Raw genomic sequence first — 22,607 nt, forward strand, 5'->3', positions numbered from 1 at the left:
ATCCAGGTGTATATAGAAAAGAATACAGCCCTCTCTGCAGCGATTTTACGGAACATAGTGACGTACTGAGCCAAGAGAGGGCTGTATTTTTTCTATACTAATGATATGCAGTTATATCCGGGCCTCATTATAAAATGAAAGCGCCTTATCGCTTATTTACAATAGCTCCATCGAGTTACACAACTATTATTTGGGCTAAAATTAGCAATACACTAACTACTTACTCGAACATTGTCGATAGTAGTAATTTCAATCGGTTTGCTTGGTTTACCGCACTGGAGCCTGGATCGTAGTCGATAGCTGCAATTCGCACGTCTGGGTATGCAGCGGATAGTGTTTTCACCATGCCTTTACCTGTTACGTGGTTTGGTAAACAGCCGAATGGTTGTAAGCATACGATTTGTTTAGCTCCTTTTTCGATAAGGTCAATCATATCTCCTGTGAGGAACCAGCCTTCACCACATTGGTTACCAAGTCCGATGAATTGAGCTGCTTCTTTTGCTACTTCTGTCATACGTTGTAGCGGGTCAAAGTGTTTTGACGCTGCTACGGCTTTTGCATATGGTAAGCGGTAGAGCTCAAGGGCTTCACGAGCCAATGTACCGAAGAAGCCAGATAGCCATGTACCATCAAGGTTCTTAGCACGGTATGTGCTATCCATTGCACAATACAAGAAGAAATCTAGCAAGCCAGATGTAACGACTTCGCCGCCTTCCTTTTCAATAAGCTCATTAATATGATTGTTAGCACTTGGATGGAATTTAACGTAAATTTCCCCTACGACACCAACACGAGGTTTTTGTACATCTTTATTAATTGGCAAGTTATCAAAATCATGGATGATTTCTTTGATGTACTTATTATATTGTCGAAGACTGGCAGATGTAATATTATCACGTAATTTTTTAATCCAATAATCACATAGTGCATCGGTAGAACCAGGATTTGTCTCGTATGGACGTGTGGCAAGAACACATTGCATGAGCGCATCACCGTATACAACGGCTTGAATCATACGATGCAAGAAGCCTTTTGTCAACTTAAAGCCTGGTTGACGTTCCATATCACTCGCATTGAGAGATAGGATTGGTACTTGTTTCATACCCGCATCAATTAATGCTTTACGTAAGTAACCGATGTAGTTTGTAGCACGACACCCACCACCAGTTTGAGAGATGATAACAGCCGTCTTATCTACATCATATTTGCCGGATAACAGTGCGGACATGAGCTGCCCTACAACGATAATCGCTGGGTAACATGCATCATTATTGATATATTTCAAGCCCACTTCAATATCGTCACGTGTTGGAGCTGGCAACATTTCAAAATTGTAACCTTCATGTTGAAGGACAGGCTCTAAAAGGCTGAAATGCAATGGTGACATTTGTGGTACCAAGATTTTATATGTCTTACGCATTTCTTCTGTGAAGACAACTCGATTGTAATCGTAAGTTGGTAATTTCTCTACCACTACTTCTTCCGGCGCCTCAGGATTATGATGACGACGCAAGCTACGTTCCATTACAGATTGCAAGGAACGCAAACGAATTGTCACGGCGCCAAGGTTTGTACCTTCATCGATTTTGAGCAAGGTATGGATTTTATGGTTTGCTGAAAGTATATCTTTTACCTGATCTGCTACGATGGAATCGAGACCACAACCAAAGGAGTTAAGCTCAACGATTTGGAAGCCTTCTGTTCTACTTACGAATTCAGCGGCACGATATAGACGGCTATGGTAGGACCATTGGTCTACAACGCGTAAATGCTTGATTTCATTCCCTAATGGTGCAACGCCATCTTCTGTAAGAACAGCCATGCCAAGAGATGTGATAAGTTCAGGAATACCGTGGTTAATACCGGAGTCCAAATGATATGGACGGCCAGCCAATACGATTGTAGGAATTTGTTCTGCCACGAGGCGAGACACAGTTTTCTTTGTCGTTTCACGGTAAGACGCTTTACAGTTTTCCTGCTCTTCCCAAGCGAGGTCTACAGCCTTAGCAATATCCTTCTTCTTTAAGCCTAAGAAATCCAATGCTTTCACAAGGGCCGGAACAAGGGATTTTTTATCAGCTAGCGGCAAGAATGGTGCGTGGAACGGAGTAGCGCCCAATACCTCTTGCATATTATTTTTGATAAGTTCTGGATAAGAAATAACCATTGGACAATGGTAATTATTGTCGCGGCTAAATTCCTTAGGGCCATGTTGAATACAAGGGTACCAAATAAAGTCTACCTGTGCATTCGCTAAGTCGCGAATGTGACCATGAACAGCCTTTGCTGGATAGCAAGCCGTATCGGATGGAATCGTATCGATAGCCTTATTGTATTGATCCTTAGTCGTATAATCTGAAAGGATTACTTCATAACCCAAGCTATTGAAGAATGTAAACCAGAATGGGAAGTCCTCATACATGTTGAGAACGCGAGGAATCCCTACACGCATTTTACCTTCAAACTCTGGAATGTTTTTCTTCAAGTAGTAATCAAAGTAACGACGTAATTTTACATCTACCAAGTTAGGAACTGGTTTACGTTTCTCTTGGATCATATCGCCAGCACCGCGATCACAACGGTTGCCCGTTACGTACGTACGACCATCGGAGAAGGCGTTAATAGTAAGCATGCAGTTATTTGGGCAAAGGCCACAATTGCGCATTGTCGTAGATACTTGTAAAGAATTAAGGCCTTCACTATCTAGCAATGTACTTTCACCTTTTTGCAACTCTTCCGCCGTTTCCGCGGCAAGAAGAGCCATACCGTATGCCCCCATCAAACCAGATACATCAGGGCGAATCACCTCTACGCCCATCAATTTCTCAAAGGCACGCAAAACAGATTCGTTATAGAACGTACCACCTTGTACAACGATATGATCACCTAATTCTTTAGGGTCTTTCACCTTGAGAACCTTATAAAGGGCATTTTTAATTACAGAATAAGCAAGACCTGCCGCGATATCTTGTACCGTAGCACCTTCTTTTTGAGCCTGCTTAACCTTAGAGTTCATAAATACGGTACAACGAGAGCCTAAGTCGATTGGCATAGGTGCCAATAACCCTTCTTTTGCGAATTGATCGATTGGAATTCGTAGACCAGATGCAAATGTATCAATGAAAGAGCCGCAACCAGATGAGCAAGCTTCGTTCAACACGATATCTTCGATATACCCATCACGAACCTTACAGCATTTCATATCTTGACCGCCAATATCCAAAATAAAGGATACATCAGGACAGAAGAATCGAGCCGCACGATAATGAGCCATCGTTTCTACTTCGCCTATATCAATGCCAAGGGCGCGTTTAAGAAAGGCCTCACCGTAGCCGGTTACGCCAGAGTGTGCAATATAAGCACCTTTAGGCAATAATGTATAAATCTGCTCAATAATTTCACGAGATTTTTCTAATGGTTTACCATGATTAGGACCATAGTGGGAGAAGATAATTTCCTTATTACTATTAATGAGTACTACCTTTAGCGTAGTAGAACCAGCATCAATCCCAAGATAGCAAGGACCTTGAGCATCCTCAATATTCGCTTTTGGCGTTACCGCCTTAGCGTGACGAGCACGAAATTCTTCTAATTCTTGTTCATTCTTAAATAGCGGATCGACACGGTCTGTAGCTTCCATAGGAATACCGATAAGTGCACCGATTTCCTTTGTCAATTGACCAACAGTGATCTCACGGCACTCATCTTTCATCAATGCCGCCCCTAAAGCAATGAACAACTCACCATTCTCAGGGATAATGCGATGCGCTTCATCCAACTCTAAAGTATCGCAGAAGCATTGGCGCAACTCGGATAAGAATGTCAATGGACCGCCAAGGAATGCTACATTACCTTCGATTTTATGTCCGCATGCAAGGCCAGCAATCGTTTGGTTTACAATTGCTTGGAATACGGATTTTGCAATATTTTCATGAGATGCGCCTTGATTTAACAAAGCTTGTACGTCCGTTTTAGCAAATACGCCACAACGTGCCGCAATTGGATAAATCGTATCAGCATTCATGGCTAATTGATCAAGACCAGATGCATCTGTCTGCAATAAGGTTGCCATTTGGTCGATAAAAGCACCTGTACCACCAGCACAGGAACCATTCATACGGTGTTCCGCAGTTTGACCTAAATACGTAACCTTCGCATCTTCACCACCAAGTTCGATGATAACGTCTGTCTCTGGATAGAGGGCTTTTACAGCTCGCGTTTCAGCAATCACCTCTTGTACGAATGGGATGCGCACCTTTTCGGCCATAGCCATCCCACCAGAACCAGTAATACATACATGAACAAGAGCGTCTTCATGACCAACTTGAGCCTCTTGTAGCAAGGTATATACTGTGTCCAATATGTTTGCATAATGGCGTATGTACTTTTTATACAAATAATTATCGTGTTCGTCCAATAATACAACTTTAACCGTTGTAGACCCCACGTCAATCCCCATGCGTAGCATGTGCTGCATAAATACCTCTCTTTTTAACGACCGTATGACCACCTAAGTGACCATACTTATTTTTGTGAAAGTCTCACATGTAATATGTACAACATATATACTGTACTAAGCATCTAAAATAAAAATTAAATTAGATAAGGATATAATACTTTCACCAAAATATCTAAATTTTTAAATATCCTATCTTTATTATACAACAACAGCAGTTAAAATCTAAGTTATTTCTATATCTAAAATGTTATAGAAAATATGTTAAGATTTAAATTACAAAGTCATATATATAATAGGATGTAAAAAATATTATACCATTTTACAATGAAAAATAACGTAACTTTTGCAACATAACAGGACAAATCAAATATATTAACTGCATTAGACAATATGCAATAGATAAAAACTAACCCCCAAAATGGATTCCAATTTGGGGGTTAGTTCATAAGACAGTATATCTTATTCGTATCTATAAAGTTATGTCATGAGAGAGTATTGTATTAAATACATATATGTTATTAACGATCATTGATTAAAACGCTGGAATAATAGCCCCTTTGTAATGCTCTTCGATGAACTTCTTAACCTCTGGAGATTGTAATGCTTTAGCTAATTTTTGAATAGCTGGTTTATTTTCATCACCAGGGTTTACGGAAAGAAGATTTGCATATGGAGAATCCGCTTTTTCTACGAATAAGCCATCTTTTGTAGGATTAAGACCTGCTGGCAATGCATAGTTAGCATTGATTACAGCTGCATCTAAATCTTGAATGGAACGAGGAATTTGAGCTGCTTCCAACTCTGTAATTTGAATGTTTTTAGGGTTGCTAGTCACATCAAACGGTGTGTTAGTCAAACCAGTTGGGTCTTTCAATGTGACAAGACCTGCACTTTGCAACAAGAGAAGTGCACGAGCACTGTTTGTCGGGTCAGATGGAATCGCTACTTTTGCGCCATTAGGCAAATCTTTCAAATCTTTAATTTTTTGAGAGTAAATAGCTAATGGTTCGATGTGAACTGGTGCAAAGCTTACGAAGTTTGTGCCATGATCTCTGTTAAAGTTATTTTGGTAAGGCACGTTAGCAAAGAAGTTTGCATCTACTTCATGGCTAGATAATGCCATGTTTGGTTGAATGTAGTCTGTAAATTCAATGATTTGAAGATCTACACCTTCCTTAGCCAATAAAGGTTTAATTTGATTTAAGATTTCAGCATGAGGTACAGGGTTTGCTGCCACTTTTAACACCTCTGCTTTAGAACTACCAGCACTGCTGGAACTTGCGTCATTTGTGGAAGAACCACAACCACTAATCAATAAGGACGCGCCTAGTACGGCCGTCGCTGCTAATGCTAACCATTTTTTCATGTAATCCTCCTATCTACGATGAACACCTACATCTATTGACGAGGACTCATGCGTATACAACACACGTAGATATGTTAATAAATCTATATATTCTTACACTGTATCTACATTTAATTATTTAATAATTTCGATGTAGTAAGTATAGCAAATTTAATTCCTATTCGTATAATAGATTTTATATATCAATTAATATAACCTTAATCTATAGCAAGATAAGAGTAATTACATTTAGCTATGCCAAGTACATAAAAACGGTACTAAGATGATTCCCCGTACTACTAGGTAATATACCTAATAGGTACAATCAAACTTAGTACCGTTATAAATATCACTCTATATAATAAACAATCTAATCAAAATCAAAAGATTCAATTATAAAGTTGACGTTGTTTGCTCCACAGAAATAGTTACAGGTGCTGATAATTTAGCCTCTAACCAAGCTTTTATTCGTTCCGAATCTGCATCAGATACAGTGGACACGGTATGGATAATCACCATATAGCGATTCGCTTTAGGCTGTTCTAAATTATCTATCAAAGGCATGCCTTCCACTCTGCTTACAAACGGGAATAACGCCTTTGCTTCAGCTTCTGTCGTTTTCATAGTGTTTATAGTTTCACTTACTAGTTGATAAGTCGGCTGGTACAGATTACTCAAGTTTGTATATTTTTCATGATCCTCCGAGGCTTTATTCAAGCTCGTCTTATCCACAGCAGATTTTTTCTCATCTACACTATTAACAAATCGCACTGCATAAGACTGCAAATACTCGTCTTTCTGTAATTTATCATCCAACTGGGATCGTTCCTCTGAAGTCACAGGAGCTCCTACAACTACTATATCTACTAGCTTATTCACTCGGTCCAATGAATAATCAATCACTAGTCGACGCCCATCTTGATTAATATTGGTCTTAATAAACTGCTCTATATGATTTGACTCAGAATACTTGATGGTCATATCATAGCCTGCATAAATGCTTGGTATAGCCATAATAAGACCAATCACAAGAAATATTAGCTGATTACGACGATTAATCTCTTCTGCTTGCTTATGGGATGGCAAACTATATACACCTTTTAAAACAATAAAAGATGCAAAGAAGATGAAAAATGCATTTATAAAGAATAGATACCCAGCCCCAAAGAAATAATGCCAATTTCCATTAGCCAGTCCATATCCTGCCGTACACAGTGGTGGCATAAGTGCAGTCGCAATCGCTACCCCTGGTATGACATTATCTAAGGTCTTACGCGTTTGACCAATAATCCCAGCTAACCCACCAAATATAGCAATGAATACATCAAAAATATTCGGTTCTGTACGCGCTAATAGTTCAGATGTAACTGTCTGAACGGGGGAAATATAAAAATATAAAGCAGATGCCAAAACAGCAATCGTAATCTGTAAGGACAATCTTAAAATAGCACTTTTCACAACTGTAAAATTAAGCGTAGCGAAGCCAAAGCCAGTTGCTAGAATCGGTCCCATCAACGGCGATATAAGCATAGCACCAATAATAACGGCTGTACTATTCATATTCAACCCAATAGAGGCAATAAACATGGAGAGGATCAGGATAACCAAAGCAGGACCCTTAACCTTAGCCCCACCTATCAACCTTTTAGCAATAGTTGCATCATCGGCTCGTTCAAAATGTATATCAAAGTATTTATTTAGTTCCATTCTTCTACCTCATAATTTCATCAAATCTGCAAAGGTGCCCACATTTACAAACATATATTGTGTAGTCTTTAACATTTGCACCATCAAAATGGCTCCCGTGCCTTCGCCCATCGACATTTGTGCTTGTATAGGAACCATGTCTTGAGTGATCCCCACCTCAGCCAAAGCCAGTTCCGTGCCTTTTTCTTTAGACTGATGCGATGGTAACGCATAGTCCACAACACGAGCGTTTATATGTGCTGCACAAGCAGCTGCTACAGCTGTAATAAAACCGTCAATGACAAAAGGCTTTTTAAAATCTGCACAAGCTAGCATGGCTCCAAGAATAGCCGCAATATCAAAACCACCTACATGAGCTACGATTTCACGAACTCGGTCTGATTCACTTTCAGAACCAATATTAGCCTTGTGCTTGTCTAATACAGAACGTACAAAGTCAACTTTTCGTTTCATCAAATCTGGTTTATCTGGCCAGGAACCAGGACCCACGGTTTCCGTCGGATCAGCCCCCATCAATGCAGACAACACACACGCAGAGGTCGTCGTATTCCCTAACCCCATTTCACCAAAGGAGAACAGATTGATTCCTTGTTCTACATAATGCTGAACCCGTTCATAGCCAGCTTGAAAGGCTCTATTAAATTCATCGTCAGTCATGGCAGCATGGTGCAAAATATTCTTTGTACCCTTAGCTACTTTGCGATTAACGCCGATACCATCATCTGAGGCAATGCCTACATCCACGACCTCATAAGGAATATTATTAAAGTTGCAGAATTGTGTGGCTGACGAGCGACCTAATAACATATTACGGGATTGCTTTTGTGTCACCTCATAGTTATAGCCTACATAGCCTTCTATATTGCAACCATTATCGGCAGAAAATATGATATGCTGTGGTCGAATTTCGCCATTAATCTCACCCCAAGCCGCGCAAATCTTACGAAAATATATTTCCCATAAACCAAGACCACCTGGGATGAGGCATTTTGGTTGGAGAAATTTATTTAATTGTTTCTCTATCGGTAATACTGACTTATCTTTCATTTTATTCTCTAATCCGCACCTAATGTGCCAACTAGCCTTCTATTAATTCGATATTATTCTATCTGAAAGTATAACATAAAATGCATATCTAATAATGTGACTATTATTAGTTTTTAGAAGTATAATTTAGTTTTGAAATATAGTATTCTAACGGCATTATTTCTAATCGAAATTATCATTACACAATTACAACCACTCTAGTAGATAAAAAAGGTTATCCCCTTACAGGATAACCTTTTATTTGAGTTATATAATTAAGTATTTTCTTAAGTTTATCTAACCTACGAATTTAAGCACCTTGGAATTGAGGCATATCGTCGCCGCTAGAGTCGTCCAATTTACCTTGAAGGTCATGGTCAACCATGGCACATACAGATGCATCAGACCATACGTTTTCAGCGGTTTCAATCATATCGATAATCGTATAGATTGGCAAGATGATACCAAGCAAACCAATTGGTGCACCGATGGAACTCATCAAGGATAAGGTTAAGAAATAACAACCCATTGGAACGCCCGCATTACCAATCGCAGCGAGAACAGCAATAAATAACCAAGCCACCATTGTGCCCATAGTCAATTCCATTCCCGCATTTTGCATTACGAATAAGGATGTGACAAGAATGAAAGCTGCGCAACCATTCATATTAATAGTTGTACAAATTGGCAATACAAAACGAGCTACTGCAGGGTGAGCTTTCAAATTATCCTCAGCAGATGCCAATGTAACAGGCAATGTTGCAGCAGAAGATTTAGTAAACAACGCGACGGCTACGGCTGGAGACATTTTACGAAATACGTCCACAGGGTTCAAACCGCGGAATAACAAGAACAATGGAATTACGATAAAGAATTGGATCAAGTTACCACCGATAACAACAGCCGTATATTTACCTAAAGCACCAACAATTACGCCCGCTTCAATTTGCGCAGATAATTGACCTGCAAAGGCGAGGATACCGATTGGCAATACATAAAGTAATGCTTTAATCAATGTAAATAGTAATTCTTGTAAACCAAATAAGACTTTCAACACCGCTTCGCGATTTTCAGTGCGTGGCATGAACGCAAAGGCTAAACCAACGGAAGCAGAAATAAACATTACAGACAATACATTGGCTTGTAGGTATGGTTGCAAAATATTGTTTGGAACAACAGATAAGAAATGATCATAATACGTAACACTGCCAAGTTTTTCAGGCACTTGAGCTGCACCGGCACCGATTACATCAAGCGGTAAGTTACCTGGTGCAATCCATAGGAATAAGCCAAGTCCTACAGCTGCCGCACAAACTGTAGTTAGCAAGGTATACACTACAGCGTGTCCAAAGATACGACCTGTATCCTTTTTAGCACCTAGCATGGATAATGTTGTAATTACCGCTAAGGATACGGTTGGAATTGCGATAAATTGGAACAAACGTGTAAAGACCGCTGCAATAAAGTTAAAGAGCTCATTTAAAGCCGGAATATGTTGCCATCCTAAGATAGCACCAATGATGAGTGCCCCCATCCATAAAATGAACTGACGCAATTTACCTTGACCACGACTTTTTAAGGTAATCTCTTGCGCTAAGGCATCCACATTCTTGTCGTTTTGATCTGCCATAATAACACCTCTCTACAAACTAAACTACTAGAGACTAAAAAAAGAAATCCCAGCCCTAGGGCTGGGATAATGAATATCCGAGTCTCTCTTTAAATCATATTATAAAAATATGATTTAAAATTGTCAAACCAAAGTATTTTTGATATATGGATTCATATAATCAATGCGTCACTATAAAATCATATAAGACCACACGAGTACGATCAGGGCTAAATAAAAAATATATTACATACGGATCAATACCACTCTCACGATGCATAACATAAACCGTATAGCCATAGGTAGGAACTCGTTCAAGTTGATAATATCCACCTGCTAGTTGACGACCATATAGAAGCCACACAAATAAGTTCCACTTTGTATAATCTTCTGTTAAAAAATCATAGGTACTTTGTATATCCCCTTTTAAAAATATAGAGTTGGCCTCATACGAATAAACTCTATTCTTAAACAACTCTGGCGTAATAATTAAACCCAGTGCCGAAGATTCAGCAACAAGGTGTTCAAATGCTCTTACATCTTCGGGACTACCTTCAAAGACAATAGTAGTTGTAAAGTCATAAAAACTTTCTATTGTCCCCCTTGAAGATATAGAATGCAATCCTTTCGGAACTATATCAGGATTTCTAAAATGTTCTGGTAATACTGTTGCTTTTACTGGCCATCTTTGTTTCCATCGTGATATATCATTAACTTCACTTCCAAAAAGGAGCTCATATATAAACATAGACATTAGCAATAAAGGTACTGCTACAACTAATGTGCACCAAGCATATAAAATGTGTTTCTTCGGTAATATTAAATGATAGAAGTAGTAATAAAACTGTATTCTTATTGATAATAATAAGATTACACCTACAATTACAAACCATAATCCTGGCAATTGAATATGTGCATTTCCCCAAAGAAAAAAGGCAAAGAATAAGATTGATAGAATGATATGTTTACCACAAGGAGGGCCTATTAGCATTTGTAATAGTTTAATAAAGCAATTCACAATATAATCCTTACTTAGACTGATAAAACACAGCTCGAGTCCCATCATCACTAATCAAAAGTTCCACAAAATGAGGTCTCTTTGTATTACCATCATCAACAAATACATATAATCTATGATTCCGCGTAGAATTATATGTATCCTTGACTACTGTTTTTGTTTCTTTTCGAGGTGCAAAGCGCAACCACTCTATAAAATTCCGTTGCGGCAAATTTAAAGGTTCTTCTCCTATACTTTCTATAATATTATAGCTATTTGGGTGAGATATAAAACGCTTTTTCTCCCCAGTATCTAAATCACGCAATACACCATCCGCATCAATTTGCGCTGTATAAGCTGCATTTTGCTTAGCTATCGCTTCATATTGTGAGATTACTTTAAGGTCTCCTTCAAGTACTGTATATCTTTCTCGATATGCATTAGCCCATACTAAATCACTACGAAAAGCAGACGCTCTATAAATACCTTCTGGAAGTTTCTCTGGTCGTTTTAACCCCTCCGGCAATTCTTCACTATTAGGCCAACCACGTTTCCAATCCATCGTACTAAACTCAAAACCATCAGTTTGATCACGAGTCGTTTGAGTATCATATTGAATCCAATCAGCTACAAGCCAAGATATACTAAGGGTTATGACAATAAATAAACCGCAAGCTAGTCGGCTATGGGCTTTTTCAGATATGGTTCGTTTCTTAAAGCGACCATATTGCAGTAACACACTCAATACTATGGCTATACCAAAAACCATGTATGTAATAGGTGCTATGTTAAATAGCGATACCACGATTGCAAACAACACGCATAGCATAACCGTTAATAGGCCATAAAATTCTTGAAACAAAACTCTCTCCTATCATGACAATACTTAGAACATTTTCTTATACAACATTTCTATATCTTCCTGACTCACATCGGCCACTGTATTAGCAATATTGCCGGTAGCTACGACATACACGTTATCGACAAGCCAAGGAATGTCTTTTTTTGTAAAACCAAGTTCTGTAAGGTTTGTAGTAAGGTCTAGGTCATGTACAATCAAGCGTAATGCTTCACCTAGTTCGGATCCATCTCCGTGGTTGAATATGCGAGCTAAGGCACCAAATTTATCAGGGTTTGCACTCCATGTATATTCCACCGCAACAGGTTCAATAACGGCAAGGCCTACACCGTGAGTAATATCCTTAAGCCCACTGGCAGGATGTTCCATGCCATGTGCTAGTGTTACACCAGCGGTATTAATAACCATGCCTCCAATTGTGCTAGCCAATGTAACGGCCTCCCAAGCTTTTGTAAGTTGAGTTTCATTGAGAACAGCTGCTTTGCCTTCAGCCATTGCTCTCACATGTTTATATAGTGGTACAAGATATTGTGCCAATAAGGTTACCGCATAATGAGCTAATGCATCGGTAAAAGGTTGCGCCGTTTTAGAGGTGTAGGCCTCAATATTATGGCATAGGGCATCAAAGCCCACAGATGCCAATACATGAGGAGGCATTGTACCCATTACAGCAGGATCTACAATGGATACCTTTGGTATGATGGCATTACATCGCAAGGATTTCTTGTCTCCCGTTTCAGGGTTCGTAAGCACCCCAAAGCCATTGCCTTCAGAACCTGTGCCACAGGTTGTAGGAATTACAATAAGAGGCAACGCCTTATCACTGGTTTTACGATTAAAAATATAGTCGTTAATGTCACCTTCGTTAACGGCCATAAATGCAATGCCTTTTGCACAGTCCATGATAGAGCCGCCACCGATGGCAATAACCATATCACAGCTTTCAGATTTAGCTAAAGTAGCGCCGTCCAATGCAGTCGTTGTTAAAGGATTGGCATCCACTTGATCAAACAATACATGTTCAATATGTGCCGCATCAAGTTTTGCTGTCACACGGTCATATAGTCCAGATTTTTTGGCACTTGTCCGCCCTGTTACGATGAGTGCTTTATTGCCATAAGGCTTAACAAAATCAGCAACACTATCGACTTTATCCCAACCAAATTGGATATGTACTGGTAAAAAATAAGAGAACTCCATGTGAACGACCTCTTTTCTATAAATACTAGATCTTAATGTTATTGTAATGTATATTCAGACGCCTGTAAAACCTCATAGGACTTTCACTAGAAAACATGTATACTACAGATAAGAGGGGGGCATTTATTTTTATAAAGGGAGAGAATCTATGAAATCTGCAATTACACATTTATGGTCTTCGCTGCGTGACCTAGCAACGCAGTCACCTATATTACTGGCATTAATTGCCGTATTTTCATGTACACCGTTTTATCTAGAGCAAGATTGGTTTGCCGATATAGACCTTTGGTTCTATGGGCTGTATTTCTTCATCGTCATACTACAATCATATATAACACGAGATCGAAAGTTCTCCATAGTATATACATTATTAAGCATAGGTATCAGCGTTGGTCTATATACGATTCATGAAACCTACCATCACATACGAGGCATCGAGCTAGCCACAGAAAATATATCATATCTATGGCTGTACTCTATGATTGCTCTATATTTTACATCGCCTGGAGAATACTACATTGGCGAAATCGTCAATCGCCTGAAACGGATTGGTATTACCATTGTTACATCAACACTGTACAATGTCGTCATAATCATGACTCTATGGTTTTTCTTCATCATTCTGAACAAACCATTTACCTTTGATGATCTAATCTTTAAATTACTAGCCGCTATTAATATTTTTATCTGTATGTCCATGCTGTGCACTTATAAAGAGGAGCTTGATGGTCCGCCAGAACCAAATACATTCTATAATGTTGTTTTTGGAATCATACTACCAAAAGCTTCCATCATTACAGGTATTCTAGCTAATATCTACTTGGTATTGATCCTCTTAGGCCTCCGTGAAGATGCACGGTTCCTTTACACATATTATCCGTATGTAGCCATTTTCTATCTATTTTACTTGGCTAGTTTCAGGTCTAGTGAAAGCAGCAAGACACAAAGGATCCTATGTTTCTTATTTATTACGATTACAATATTGTGCTTAATCCTGATTGGTAAGCGCGTAATAAATGAGCCCGTACTCTGGCTCAATACGATTTACGTAGCCGCATTCAATCTAATCTTCTTAGCACATAACTTGTATTCCTTTGTAAAACGTTTGACTCCATCGATCCATACAACGATTATGGCACTCGCCCTAGGTGCAGTCCTTTTAATGCCTTTTATCGGTTACACATCTCATCGAGAGTTTACAAACTATACGAAAATTGACGGTCAATGGCACGTATACTTGCCTATTACAGAAACATTTAACCCTGATTTTACAGACTATGGCAGGACGATTATACAGGGGGATTCTTCAAAACCAGGAGCAACGGAAATATATAAGGAACGAAATATTCAGTTTATCAGTTTTACGGCCGTTGAAGAACCTCATGTTATTTCGCTTGTAGGATATAATAAATTCATTTCTAACATCGAATTAGAAGTACGTGAGCCTGCTGATAGTACAGCTGACATACCAACAGCATCCTATGAATCTATCAACTTTAGATTCATCAATGAAGGCCTTGATTTAGAGGTATCTCTACCAAATGGCGTGACCGAGGTTCATCATATATATGAAAAATTTCTCACTGTTCCTAAAACGGCTTCAGATTCAGTCATTATAGAAGGTACGGGATACAAACTCTTAATCCACTCCTACTATGCATATCAAGACAGCGCACGAAGAATTATTTTTAGCGTATTATATAATTAATTATGAAAGCTAGTAATTTAAGGCATCTTCAGCCATATCGACATTTTTTGTAAAACTATATTAAAAAATTTCCAAATGTCAATATTGAATATATAGATTTTTTTCGCTATAATCGTAACATAATGTATAAGCCAAATAAGAAAACTACCATATATAGTAGTTTTCTTATTTTTCTGATTAGACTCAACTTAAAGATATTTTATATAATTCATTCTAATCTTATATATGCTTATACGACTATATTAACAGTTTTATGACTTTTTGCTCTCAAGGGGAACAGTAATGGAGATTATGATCAAGAAACGGGATGGCCATTTCGAGCCGTTGTCCGTTGAAAAAACGAAACGAATGATAGCCTTCGCATGTTTGGGGTTAGATTCTTGTGATCCACTAGAATTGGAAATGGATGCGAAGTTGCAATTCGTTGATGGTATGACTACTAAAGAAATTCAAAAGACTTTAGTCCAAACAGCTATCGAAAAAGTTATATCTAAAAAAGACGACGGCTTCGGCAACCAAGTTAATAAAATGAACCAAGATTGGCAGTTCGTAGCAGCCCGCCTATTCTTGTTCGATCTCTATAAAGAAGCCGCTATTACTCGTCGTTACAAAGCATTTGGCTACGGCAACTTCCCAAATCTTGTACACATGCTTGTAGAAGAGAAAAAATACGCAGACTTCTTTGTTACAGAATACACAGCTGACGAATTGCAAGAGTTAGGCGATTATATCAAACCTAAGCGCGACTATCTCTTCAACTATGAAGGTCTCAAATTATTGGCTGACCGTTACTTGGTAAAAGGTTTTAACAAAGAAATCTTTGAATTACCTCAAGAACGTTTCATGGCTATCGCAATGCATTTGGCTCTTGTAGAAGGGGAAAATAAAGTAGAATACGCTAAGAAATTCTACGATTTGATGAGTCAATTAAAAATGACGACAGCTACACCTACTTTGGCAAATGCTGGTACACCATTCCACCAATTGTCCTCTTGCTTTATCTCTGGTGTAGATGATAACTTATGGTCCATTTACGACGTAAATAGCAAGTTCTCTCGCGTATCTAAACACGGTGGTGCTCTTGGTATCTACCTTGGTAAAGTTCGTGCATTGAACTCCGATATTCGCGGCTTTAAAAACTCCTCTGGTGGCGTTATTCCTTGGATCCGCTTGTACAATGATACTGCAGTTGCAGTAGACCAATTGGGTAAACGTAAGGGCGGCGCTACAGTAACACTTGATATTTGGCATAAAGACTTCTACGAATTCGTAGAGCTTCGTACAAATAATGGTGATGATCGTCGCAAAGCGCACGATATCTTCCCTGCTATCTCCGTTCCAAATATCTTCATGGAACGTATGTTAGCTCGTGAAAACTTCACCCTCTTCGACCCTCATGAAATCTTGGCTGTAAAGGGCTATTCCTTAGAGGACTACTACGATACTGATGACAATAAGGAATTCACAAAACGTTACCTCGAATGTGAACAAGATCCTAACTTACACGGCATCGAAGTACCAGCATTAGATATGATGAAAAAAATCATGCGCTCCGCTGTTGAAACTGGTACACCATTTATCTTCTTCCGCGATACTGTAAATGCTGCCAATCCTAACAAACATGCAGGTATGATTTACGCATCCAACTTGTGTCATGAAATCGCACAAAACGTTGGCTTCACTAATCTTGCTGAGGAAATTATCAACGAAGACGGTACAATTACTACAAAAACAAACACAGGTGATATGGTTACATGTAACTTAAACTCCATCAGCCTCGGTCGCACTACAGATGAAGAGTTGGAAGAAAACATTGCCCTTCAAATTCGCATGTTAGACAATGTTATTTCCATCAACCAAGCGCCAGTACCAGAATCTCGCATGACTTCTGATAAATACCGTGCTATCGGTCTTGGTACATCTGGTTACCACCACTACCTCGTAAATCATGATATCCAATGGGAATCCGATGAACATATCGAAGTTGCGGACAAATTATTTGAAAACATCGCATTCTATGCGATTAAAGCTTCCATGGAGCTTGCTAAAGAAAAAGGTGCATACCCTGCGTTCAAAGGTTCCGAATGGGAAACTGGTGAATATTTCACTCGTCGTGGCTACACATCTGATCGTTGGAAACAACTGGCTGCAGACGTTGCAAAATACGGTATCCGCAATGGTTACTTGATGGCCGTAGCTCCTACAGGTTCTACCTCCAACATCGCTAATACAACAGCTGGTATCGACCCTATCTTCAAAAAATTCTTCATCGAAGAAAAGAAAGGTTCTTTCACACCAAAAACGGCACCAGATTTAAACGACAAAACATTCTGGCTCTACAAAGAGGCACATACTATCGACCAACAATGGTCCATCAAAGCTTGTGGCGTACGTCAACGTCATATTGACCAAGCACAATCTTTCAACTTGTACATTACGCCTCAAATGAAAGCAAAAGAAATTCTTGACCTTTACGTAGAAGCCTACAAACAAGGGATCAAAACAATCTACTATATCCGTAATCAATCCCTCGAAATGGATGAGTGCACTAGCTGCTCCTCCTAATATTGGAAATATAATTGCTATATTTTGCAAAACCTATTCACTATAAATAGAGAGTACCGATTTCGAGAAGGATACTTTCACCAGCACTATAAATCTGATGACGACCTATAGTCGTATAGGTCGCATCATTGTATAAAGGAGTCCTACTATGGAGAAAAAACTGATTTTCAACGAACATGGTGAACGTGGCACGCAATCTATGATTGGCGGCAACACAACAAACCTTCGCGAATGGAACCGTATCAAGTACGACTGGGCAAATCAAATGTACCGTACAATGCTCAACAACTTCTGGATTCCAGAAGAGATTTCCTTGAACGAAGACGTTAAACAATTCCCATACTTAACAGATTACGAGCGTCGTGCCTTCGATAAAATCATTGCGTTCTTAAACTTCCTTGATTCCATTCAATCTGAAAACTTGCCTAACTTGAGTCGCTACATTACAGCATCTGAAGTGGCATCTTTATTGAATATCCAAGCATTCCAAGAGGAAATCCACGCTCAAAGTTATTCCTACATTTTGGACACAGTAACAAATCCGATTACACGTGACAAAATCTATGACGAATGGCGTACAGATAAAACATTGCTTGAACGTAACCGTTTCATCGCCGATGCGTACCAACGTTTCAGCGATGATCCTAGCGAAGCAAACCTTATTCATACAATCATCGCTAACTATATCTTAGAAGGCATCTACTTCTACTCTGGCTTTAGCTTCTTCTACACATTGGCACGCCAAGGTAAGATGACAGCTACATCCACAATCTTCAAATATATCAACCGCGATGAAGTAACTCACCTCGTATTATTCCAAAACATCATCCGCGAGTTACGTCGTGAACGTCCTGACTTGTTCACACCTGAACTAGAAGCAAAAATCACGGACATGATTCGCCAAGGTACAGAGAATGAAATCGCTTGGGGCCAATACATCACTGACGATAAAATCCTCGGCCTTAACAACGTTCTTATCGAACGCTACATCAAATACCTTGCAAATATCCGCTTAGAAGCAATCGGCTTGCCTCATTTGTATCCTGAAATCAAGGAAAATCCAATGGAATGGATTGAAAGCTTCTCCAATTTGAATAGTACAAAAACTGACTTCTTCGAAGCTAAAGTTACAAACTATACAAAAGCAGCGGCATTTGATTTTGACGATTTAGAATAATATAGTCTATTTCTCCATAATTAAACACTTATTAATATAAACAGCATATCAAAAACAAATTAAGCTATAACTACAGAAACGCAGATAAGTATATTGAGAAAAATATGAAAGAATACATACTACACACCAAATGGGGTCCTTTATATTACTGGACCAATGACCCATGGCAATCAGATAAACCGACAATTTTCTTTTTCCATGGATTAACGGCAGATCACACTATGTTTGAGCATCAGCTTGATTTCTTTAATACTTCTCACAATATAATTGCATGGGATGCTCCCGGTCATGGTAAATCAAGACCTTTCTCTCAATTCTCTATGGATATTGCGGTAGAAATCGTATGTTCCATTTTACAAAAGCATCATATTTCACGATTTATTGCCATAGGGCAATCATACGGCGGCTATATTGCTCAAGCGGTTATGTGCAGATATCCTGATATAATCAGTTTATTTATTGGCATTGGAACTTCTCCTTACGGTACAGATTATTATAGTAAAATAGACTTCTTTTTATTGCGCAATATGAAGTCAATTATAAAATTCTATCCATGGAAAACATTAAAAACAGCGGCCGCAAAAAAGGCCGCTGTTACAAAAGATGGATATGATAATATGACACAAATGATCAGTATTTTTTCAAAAGAAGAATATTCGAAACTATTGCAGCAATATTATAATGCAATGATGGTAGATAACAGAAATCTACATATCACCTGTCCTGTTCTTATTATGATAGGTGAACACGATAATCTGGGGAAGGTAAAAGAATATTGTCATAAATGGCACAAAAAAACCGGATTCAATTTAATAATAATTCCTCATGCAGGTCATAATGCCAACGTTGATAATCCTACTGAAGTAAATAAAATTATTAATGATTTTATAAAGCAGACTCCCCACACATAAATCCCCCTACAACTCTTTTCTCATCAGAATATGCGGACATCCCTCATCAAGGTATGTATCGCCTTCCGCTACATATCCCAAGGATTCATAAAAGGGCTGCGCCTGTACTTGCGCTGACAAGGAGCACGTTTTAAAGCCGTCACGACGAATAGCATTTTCGGCGGCCATCATGATCTTAGTACCTAAATGTTGTCCACGATACAACTTACGTACCGCCATGCGCCCAATATGTGCATCTCCAACTGTGTCACTTGGAAAATATCGACACGTACCAGTCGCTTTACCATCAATGGATAAGAGCACAAACTTTGCAGTCTCATCGATTTTATCAAATTCGTCTTCAAACCCCTGTTCTTTCATAAATACATCGACACGAATTTGTTTTATTTCCTCTGTTATATGATCTAAGATTTGAATAATCATAGGTGCCCTTTCTGATTATAAGCATATTTATAAGAATCGATTTAGGCGTATTACGAAATGTCCTATAAGCAATAAAAGCTTCTTATTTTTATTATATCAAAAATACGCTTAATGCCACAAAACGTCTCAGTTCCTGTTAATTCCCACATCAAAAATATTTTAAAACTTCCATGAAATTCATTTTTAGGTATTGCATAATTTTATCATTTGGGTTTATACTATACCCAACATTTTAGAAAGGAGCAACCAAAGATGACTAACCAAATTAGCCTCACTGCAAAGCAATACTTTTATTGGTTCTTTATCCAACGTACGGGTAAGGAACTATTTGTGATGCGCTAATTAAGGATTATTCAACATTAGTTGCTTAGAATAGTAAAAGGGCTACCCGTATTAGATTACGGGTAGCCCTTTTTGTTTGCTATCCGTATGGTCAGCCCAACTATTCACTGTAGTTACAAGGAGGAATTATCATGATTATTACATTGAAACAAAATGCAGCAGCAGAAGAAGTATCTCGTTTACGCAGTGAATTAGAGGCTCAAGGATTTGTTATCCACCCAGTAGAAGGAACGCGATACAATATTCTAGGTCTGATTGGTGATACTGCATCTCTTGATGCGCGTCAAATCGAGTCCTTAGATTTCGTAGATAAAGTAACTCGCATTCAAGAGCCATACAAAAAAGCAAACCGCAAGTTCCATCCCGATGATTCTGTAATCAACGTAGGTGGTGCACTTATCGGTGGTGGTAACTTCGCAGTAATGGCCGGTCCTTGCTCGGTGGAAACACCTGAACAAGTATTAGCCACTGCAAAAGCATGTAAAGAAGCTGGTGCCACAATCCTTCGGGGCGGCGCTTTCAAACCTCGTACATCCCCATATTCCTTCCAAGGCATGGGGCCAGAAGGCTTGGAATTGTTAGAGCTTGCTAAAAAAGAAACAGGTCTTCCTATCGTTTCCGAAGTTATGGATATCTCCCAATTACAATACTTCGATAATGTAGATATGCTTCAAATCGGCGCTCGTAACATGCAAAACTTCACGCTTTTAAAAGAGGTGGGCAAATTGAATAAACCAGTTCTATTAAAACGGGGTTTATCTGCCACATACGAAGAATGGTTGATGGCTGCTGAGTACATCATGTCCGAAGGCAATGAACAAGTTGTGTTATGCGAACGCGGTATCCGCACATTCGAAACTAAGACTCGCAATACCTTAGACGTAACAGCAATTCCTATGATGCATGAATTATCTCACTTGCCAATTATCATGGATCCTAGCCACGCAGCAGGTATGAGCCGCATGGTTCGCCCGCTTTCACTTGCATCCGTAGGCGGCGGTGCAGACGGACTTATGATCGAAGTTCACAATGATCCTTCCAAAGCATTGTGCGATGGCCCTCAAGCATTGCGTCCAGACCAATTCACTAGCCTTATGAAAGAAATTATCGCATTGCGCCAAGCATTGGTGGAATGCACTAAATAATCTCAAATATCACACAAATAAGCTAGTATCCGTTATAATAGATACTAGCTTATTCTTTTATGAAAGGAACCATCATGACTCGCATCCATATTAACGCATCCACACCGTATGACGTTGTCATCGAGGAAGGCGCTTTACAACGCATCACCGATTATATTAAACCATTAAAACCAAATTGTCGTGTTATCATCGTCAGTGATAGTAATGTAGCGCCCCACTATTTGGACTCTGTGAAAGCTAATATGGAACATGCGGGTTATGTTGTTTGTGATTATGTGTTTCCTGCTGGTGAAAGCTCCAAAAATGCTCATCAACTCATCGATTTAGTAGAATACATGGCGGGCCAATCATTGACTCGCAAAGACTTGCTCATCGCCCTAGGCGGCGGTGTTGTAGGCGATATGGCGGGCTTTGCAGCAGCAACCTATTTACGTGGTATCGACTATGTTCAGGTTCCTACATCTCTATTAGCCGCAGTAGACTCCTCTGTAGGTGGTAAAACAGCGGTCAATCTCGAAGCTGGGAAAAACCTCTGGGGTGCTTTCAAACAACCTATCCTCGTCCTCTGCGATCCAGCTACACTCAATACATTACCTGATATGGAATGGATTAATGGGTGCGGCGAAATTATCAAATACGGCTTCCTCGACGTACCTGGTTTATTAACCCAACTAGAACATAAACCATTAATTAAACATCGCGATAGTGTTAGTACTGTCATCGCTCGTTGCGTTCAAGCAAAAGCGGATATCGTGGAACAAGACGAATGCGAATCTGGCGTTCGTGCCCTCTTAAACCTTGGTCACACCTTTGGTCACGGCATCGAAAAAGCGAGTCATTTCGAGGTACATCACGGTTATGCCGTTGCTATTGGTATGGTGCTCATGGCACAAGGTGCCGTCAAACATGAAGAATTAGATGTAGAGGCGTTAGATAAATTAAAGGCCCTCATCAAAGCACACGATTTGCCAACCACAACAACCATAAGCAAAGAAGAAATTCTAGCTGCCGCTAAGCACGACAAAAAAAGCGAAGGAGCAACCATTAAAATCGTAGTACCTACTAGCTATGGTCACAGCGAGCTCAAAGTGGTAACACACGAGGAACTTGCAACCTATTTAGACTGAGATATAA

15 protein-coding genes are annotated in these 22,607 nt (G+C 39.2%); 6 read left to right on the forward strand and 9 right to left on the reverse strand.

Translation table 11 applies throughout. From position 1 onward, the window contains the following. Positions 1-220: 220 nt before the first annotated feature. From DW000_RS02720 to DW000_RS02755, 8 genes are all read right to left on the reverse strand, one after another. A complete protein-coding gene (locus DW000_RS02720) occupies positions 221-4,477 on the reverse strand; it encodes an acyl-CoA dehydratase activase-related protein (RefSeq protein ID WP_060919057.1) in 4,257 nt (1,418 codons plus the stop codon). A gap of 514 nt (positions 4,478-4,991) precedes the next feature. Further along, positions 4,992-5,825, reverse strand: a complete 834-nt coding sequence (locus DW000_RS02725) for a MetQ/NlpA family ABC transporter substrate-binding protein (RefSeq protein WP_008602315.1) — start codon at positions 5,823-5,825, stop codon at positions 4,992-4,994. 372 nt (positions 5,826-6,197) lie between these two features. Continuing rightward, the gene (locus DW000_RS02730) at positions 6,198-7,511 is read right to left on the reverse strand and encodes a DUF389 domain-containing protein (protein ID WP_120054879.1); all 1,314 of its coding nucleotides are present in this window, start codon (positions 7,509-7,511) and stop codon (positions 6,198-6,200) included. Positions 7,512-7,520: 9 nt separating this feature from the next. Further along, positions 7,521-8,558 carry a nicotinate-nucleotide--dimethylbenzimidazole phosphoribosyltransferase gene (locus DW000_RS02735; RefSeq protein ID WP_120054881.1) on the reverse strand — a complete coding sequence of 346 codons (1,038 nt, stop codon included), beginning with the start codon at positions 8,556-8,558 and terminating at the stop codon, positions 7,521-7,523. A 289-nt stretch (positions 8,559-8,847) separates the two neighbouring features. Further along, a complete protein-coding gene (locus DW000_RS02740; RefSeq protein WP_120054883.1) occupies positions 8,848-10,167 on the reverse strand; it encodes a dicarboxylate/amino acid:cation symporter in 1,320 nt (439 codons plus the stop codon). Between the two features lie 160 nt (positions 10,168-10,327). Then, positions 10,328-11,164: a hypothetical protein gene (locus tag DW000_RS02745; RefSeq protein ID WP_120055264.1), complete on the reverse strand. Its 837-nt coding sequence runs from the start codon at positions 11,162-11,164 to the stop codon at positions 10,328-10,330. A 10-nt stretch (positions 11,165-11,174) separates the two neighbouring features. After that, entirely contained in the window at positions 11,175-12,005 is an 831-nt protein-coding gene (locus tag DW000_RS02750; protein ID WP_120054885.1) for a hypothetical protein, read from the reverse strand. Positions 12,006-12,029: 24 nt separating this feature from the next. Next, positions 12,030-13,202, reverse strand: coding sequence for an iron-containing alcohol dehydrogenase (locus DW000_RS02755; protein WP_120054887.1), 1,173 nt, complete (start codon positions 13,200-13,202; stop codon positions 12,030-12,032). A gap of 148 nt (positions 13,203-13,350) precedes the next feature. Between DW000_RS02755 and DW000_RS02760 the strand changes: the two genes are divergently transcribed. The 4 genes from DW000_RS02760 to DW000_RS02775 all read left to right on the forward strand — a co-directional run bounded on the left by DW000_RS02760 (position 13,351) and on the right by DW000_RS02775 (position 19,563). Continuing rightward, positions 13,351-14,910 carry a hypothetical protein gene (locus DW000_RS02760; RefSeq protein ID WP_120054889.1) on the forward strand — a complete coding sequence of 520 codons (1,560 nt, stop codon included), beginning with the start codon at positions 13,351-13,353 and terminating at the stop codon, positions 14,908-14,910. Positions 14,911-15,192: 282 nt separating this feature from the next. Further along, positions 15,193-17,475 (forward strand): ribonucleoside-diphosphate reductase subunit alpha, encoded by a 2,283-nt coding sequence (locus DW000_RS02765; protein ID WP_120054891.1) that lies wholly within the window; start codon positions 15,193-15,195, stop codon positions 17,473-17,475. A gap of 148 nt (positions 17,476-17,623) precedes the next feature. Next, on the forward strand, positions 17,624-18,652 hold the full coding sequence (locus DW000_RS02770; RefSeq protein WP_120054893.1) for a ribonucleotide-diphosphate reductase subunit beta: 1,029 nt from the start codon (positions 17,624-17,626) through the stop codon (positions 18,650-18,652). 104 nt (positions 18,653-18,756) lie between these two features. Further along, on the forward strand, positions 18,757-19,563 hold the full coding sequence (locus tag DW000_RS02775) for an alpha/beta hydrolase (RefSeq protein ID WP_120054895.1): 807 nt from the start codon (positions 18,757-18,759) through the stop codon (positions 19,561-19,563). A 6-nt stretch (positions 19,564-19,569) separates the two neighbouring features. On the opposite strand, the gene DW000_RS02780 is transcribed toward DW000_RS02775, so the two are convergent. Further along, positions 19,570-19,986 (reverse strand): GNAT family N-acetyltransferase, encoded by a 417-nt coding sequence (locus DW000_RS02780; RefSeq protein WP_120054897.1) that lies wholly within the window; start codon positions 19,984-19,986, stop codon positions 19,570-19,572. Positions 19,987-20,459: 473 nt separating this feature from the next. On the opposite strand from DW000_RS02780, the gene aroF reads away from it, so the two are divergent. Next, a complete protein-coding gene (gene aroF, locus DW000_RS02785; protein ID WP_120054899.1) occupies positions 20,460-21,473 on the forward strand; it encodes a 3-deoxy-7-phosphoheptulonate synthase in 1,014 nt (337 codons plus the stop codon). Between the two features lie 74 nt (positions 21,474-21,547). Beyond that, positions 21,548-22,600 carry a 3-dehydroquinate synthase gene (gene aroB / locus DW000_RS02790; RefSeq protein ID WP_120054901.1) on the forward strand — a complete coding sequence of 351 codons (1,053 nt, stop codon included), beginning with the start codon at positions 21,548-21,550 and terminating at the stop codon, positions 22,598-22,600. The last annotated feature ends 7 nt before the right edge of the window (positions 22,601-22,607 follow it).

Origin of the sequence: Veillonella sp. AF36-20BH, assembly GCF_003602765.1 — a bacterium.
GTDB classification, from domain to species: Bacteria; Bacillota; Negativicutes; order Veillonellales; family Veillonellaceae; genus Veillonella; species Veillonella hominis.

Bases quoted from the DNA above. Each gene is read 5' to 3' on its own strand.
- DW000_RS02725 (WP_008602315.1), bottom strand. From the start codon at position 5,825: ATGAAAAAATGGTTAGCATTAGCAGCGACGGCCGTACTAGGCGCGTCC.
- DW000_RS02740 (WP_120054883.1), bottom strand. From the start codon at position 10,167: ATGGCAGATCAAAACGACAAGAATGTGGATGCCTTAGCGCAAGAGATT.
- aroF (WP_120054899.1), top strand. From the start codon at position 20,460: ATGATTATTACATTGAAACAAAATGCAGCAGCAGAAGAAGTATCTCGT.
- DW000_RS02755 (WP_120054887.1), bottom strand. From the start codon at position 13,202: ATGGAGTTCTCTTATTTTTTACCAGTACATATCCAATTTGGTTGGGAT.
- aroB (WP_120054901.1), top strand. From the start codon at position 21,548: ATGACTCGCATCCATATTAACGCATCCACACCGTATGACGTTGTCATC.
- DW000_RS02770 (WP_120054893.1), top strand. From the start codon at position 17,624: ATGGAGAAAAAACTGATTTTCAACGAACATGGTGAACGTGGCACGCAA.
- DW000_RS02720 (WP_060919057.1), bottom strand. From the start codon at position 4,477: ATGCAGCACATGCTACGCATGGGGATTGACGTGGGGTCTACAACGGTT.
- DW000_RS02735 (WP_120054881.1), bottom strand. From the start codon at position 8,558: ATGAAAGATAAGTCAGTATTACCGATAGAGAAACAATTAAATAAATTT.
- DW000_RS02760 (WP_120054889.1), top strand. From the start codon at position 13,351: ATGAAATCTGCAATTACACATTTATGGTCTTCGCTGCGTGACCTAGCA.
- DW000_RS02765 (WP_120054891.1), top strand. From the start codon at position 15,193: ATGGAGATTATGATCAAGAAACGGGATGGCCATTTCGAGCCGTTGTCC.
- DW000_RS02775 (WP_120054895.1), top strand. From the start codon at position 18,757: ATGAAAGAATACATACTACACACCAAATGGGGTCCTTTATATTACTGG.
- DW000_RS02780 (WP_120054897.1), bottom strand. From the start codon at position 19,986: ATGATTATTCAAATCTTAGATCATATAACAGAGGAAATAAAACAAATT.
- DW000_RS02730 (WP_120054879.1), bottom strand. From the start codon at position 7,511: ATGGAACTAAATAAATACTTTGATATACATTTTGAACGAGCCGATGAT.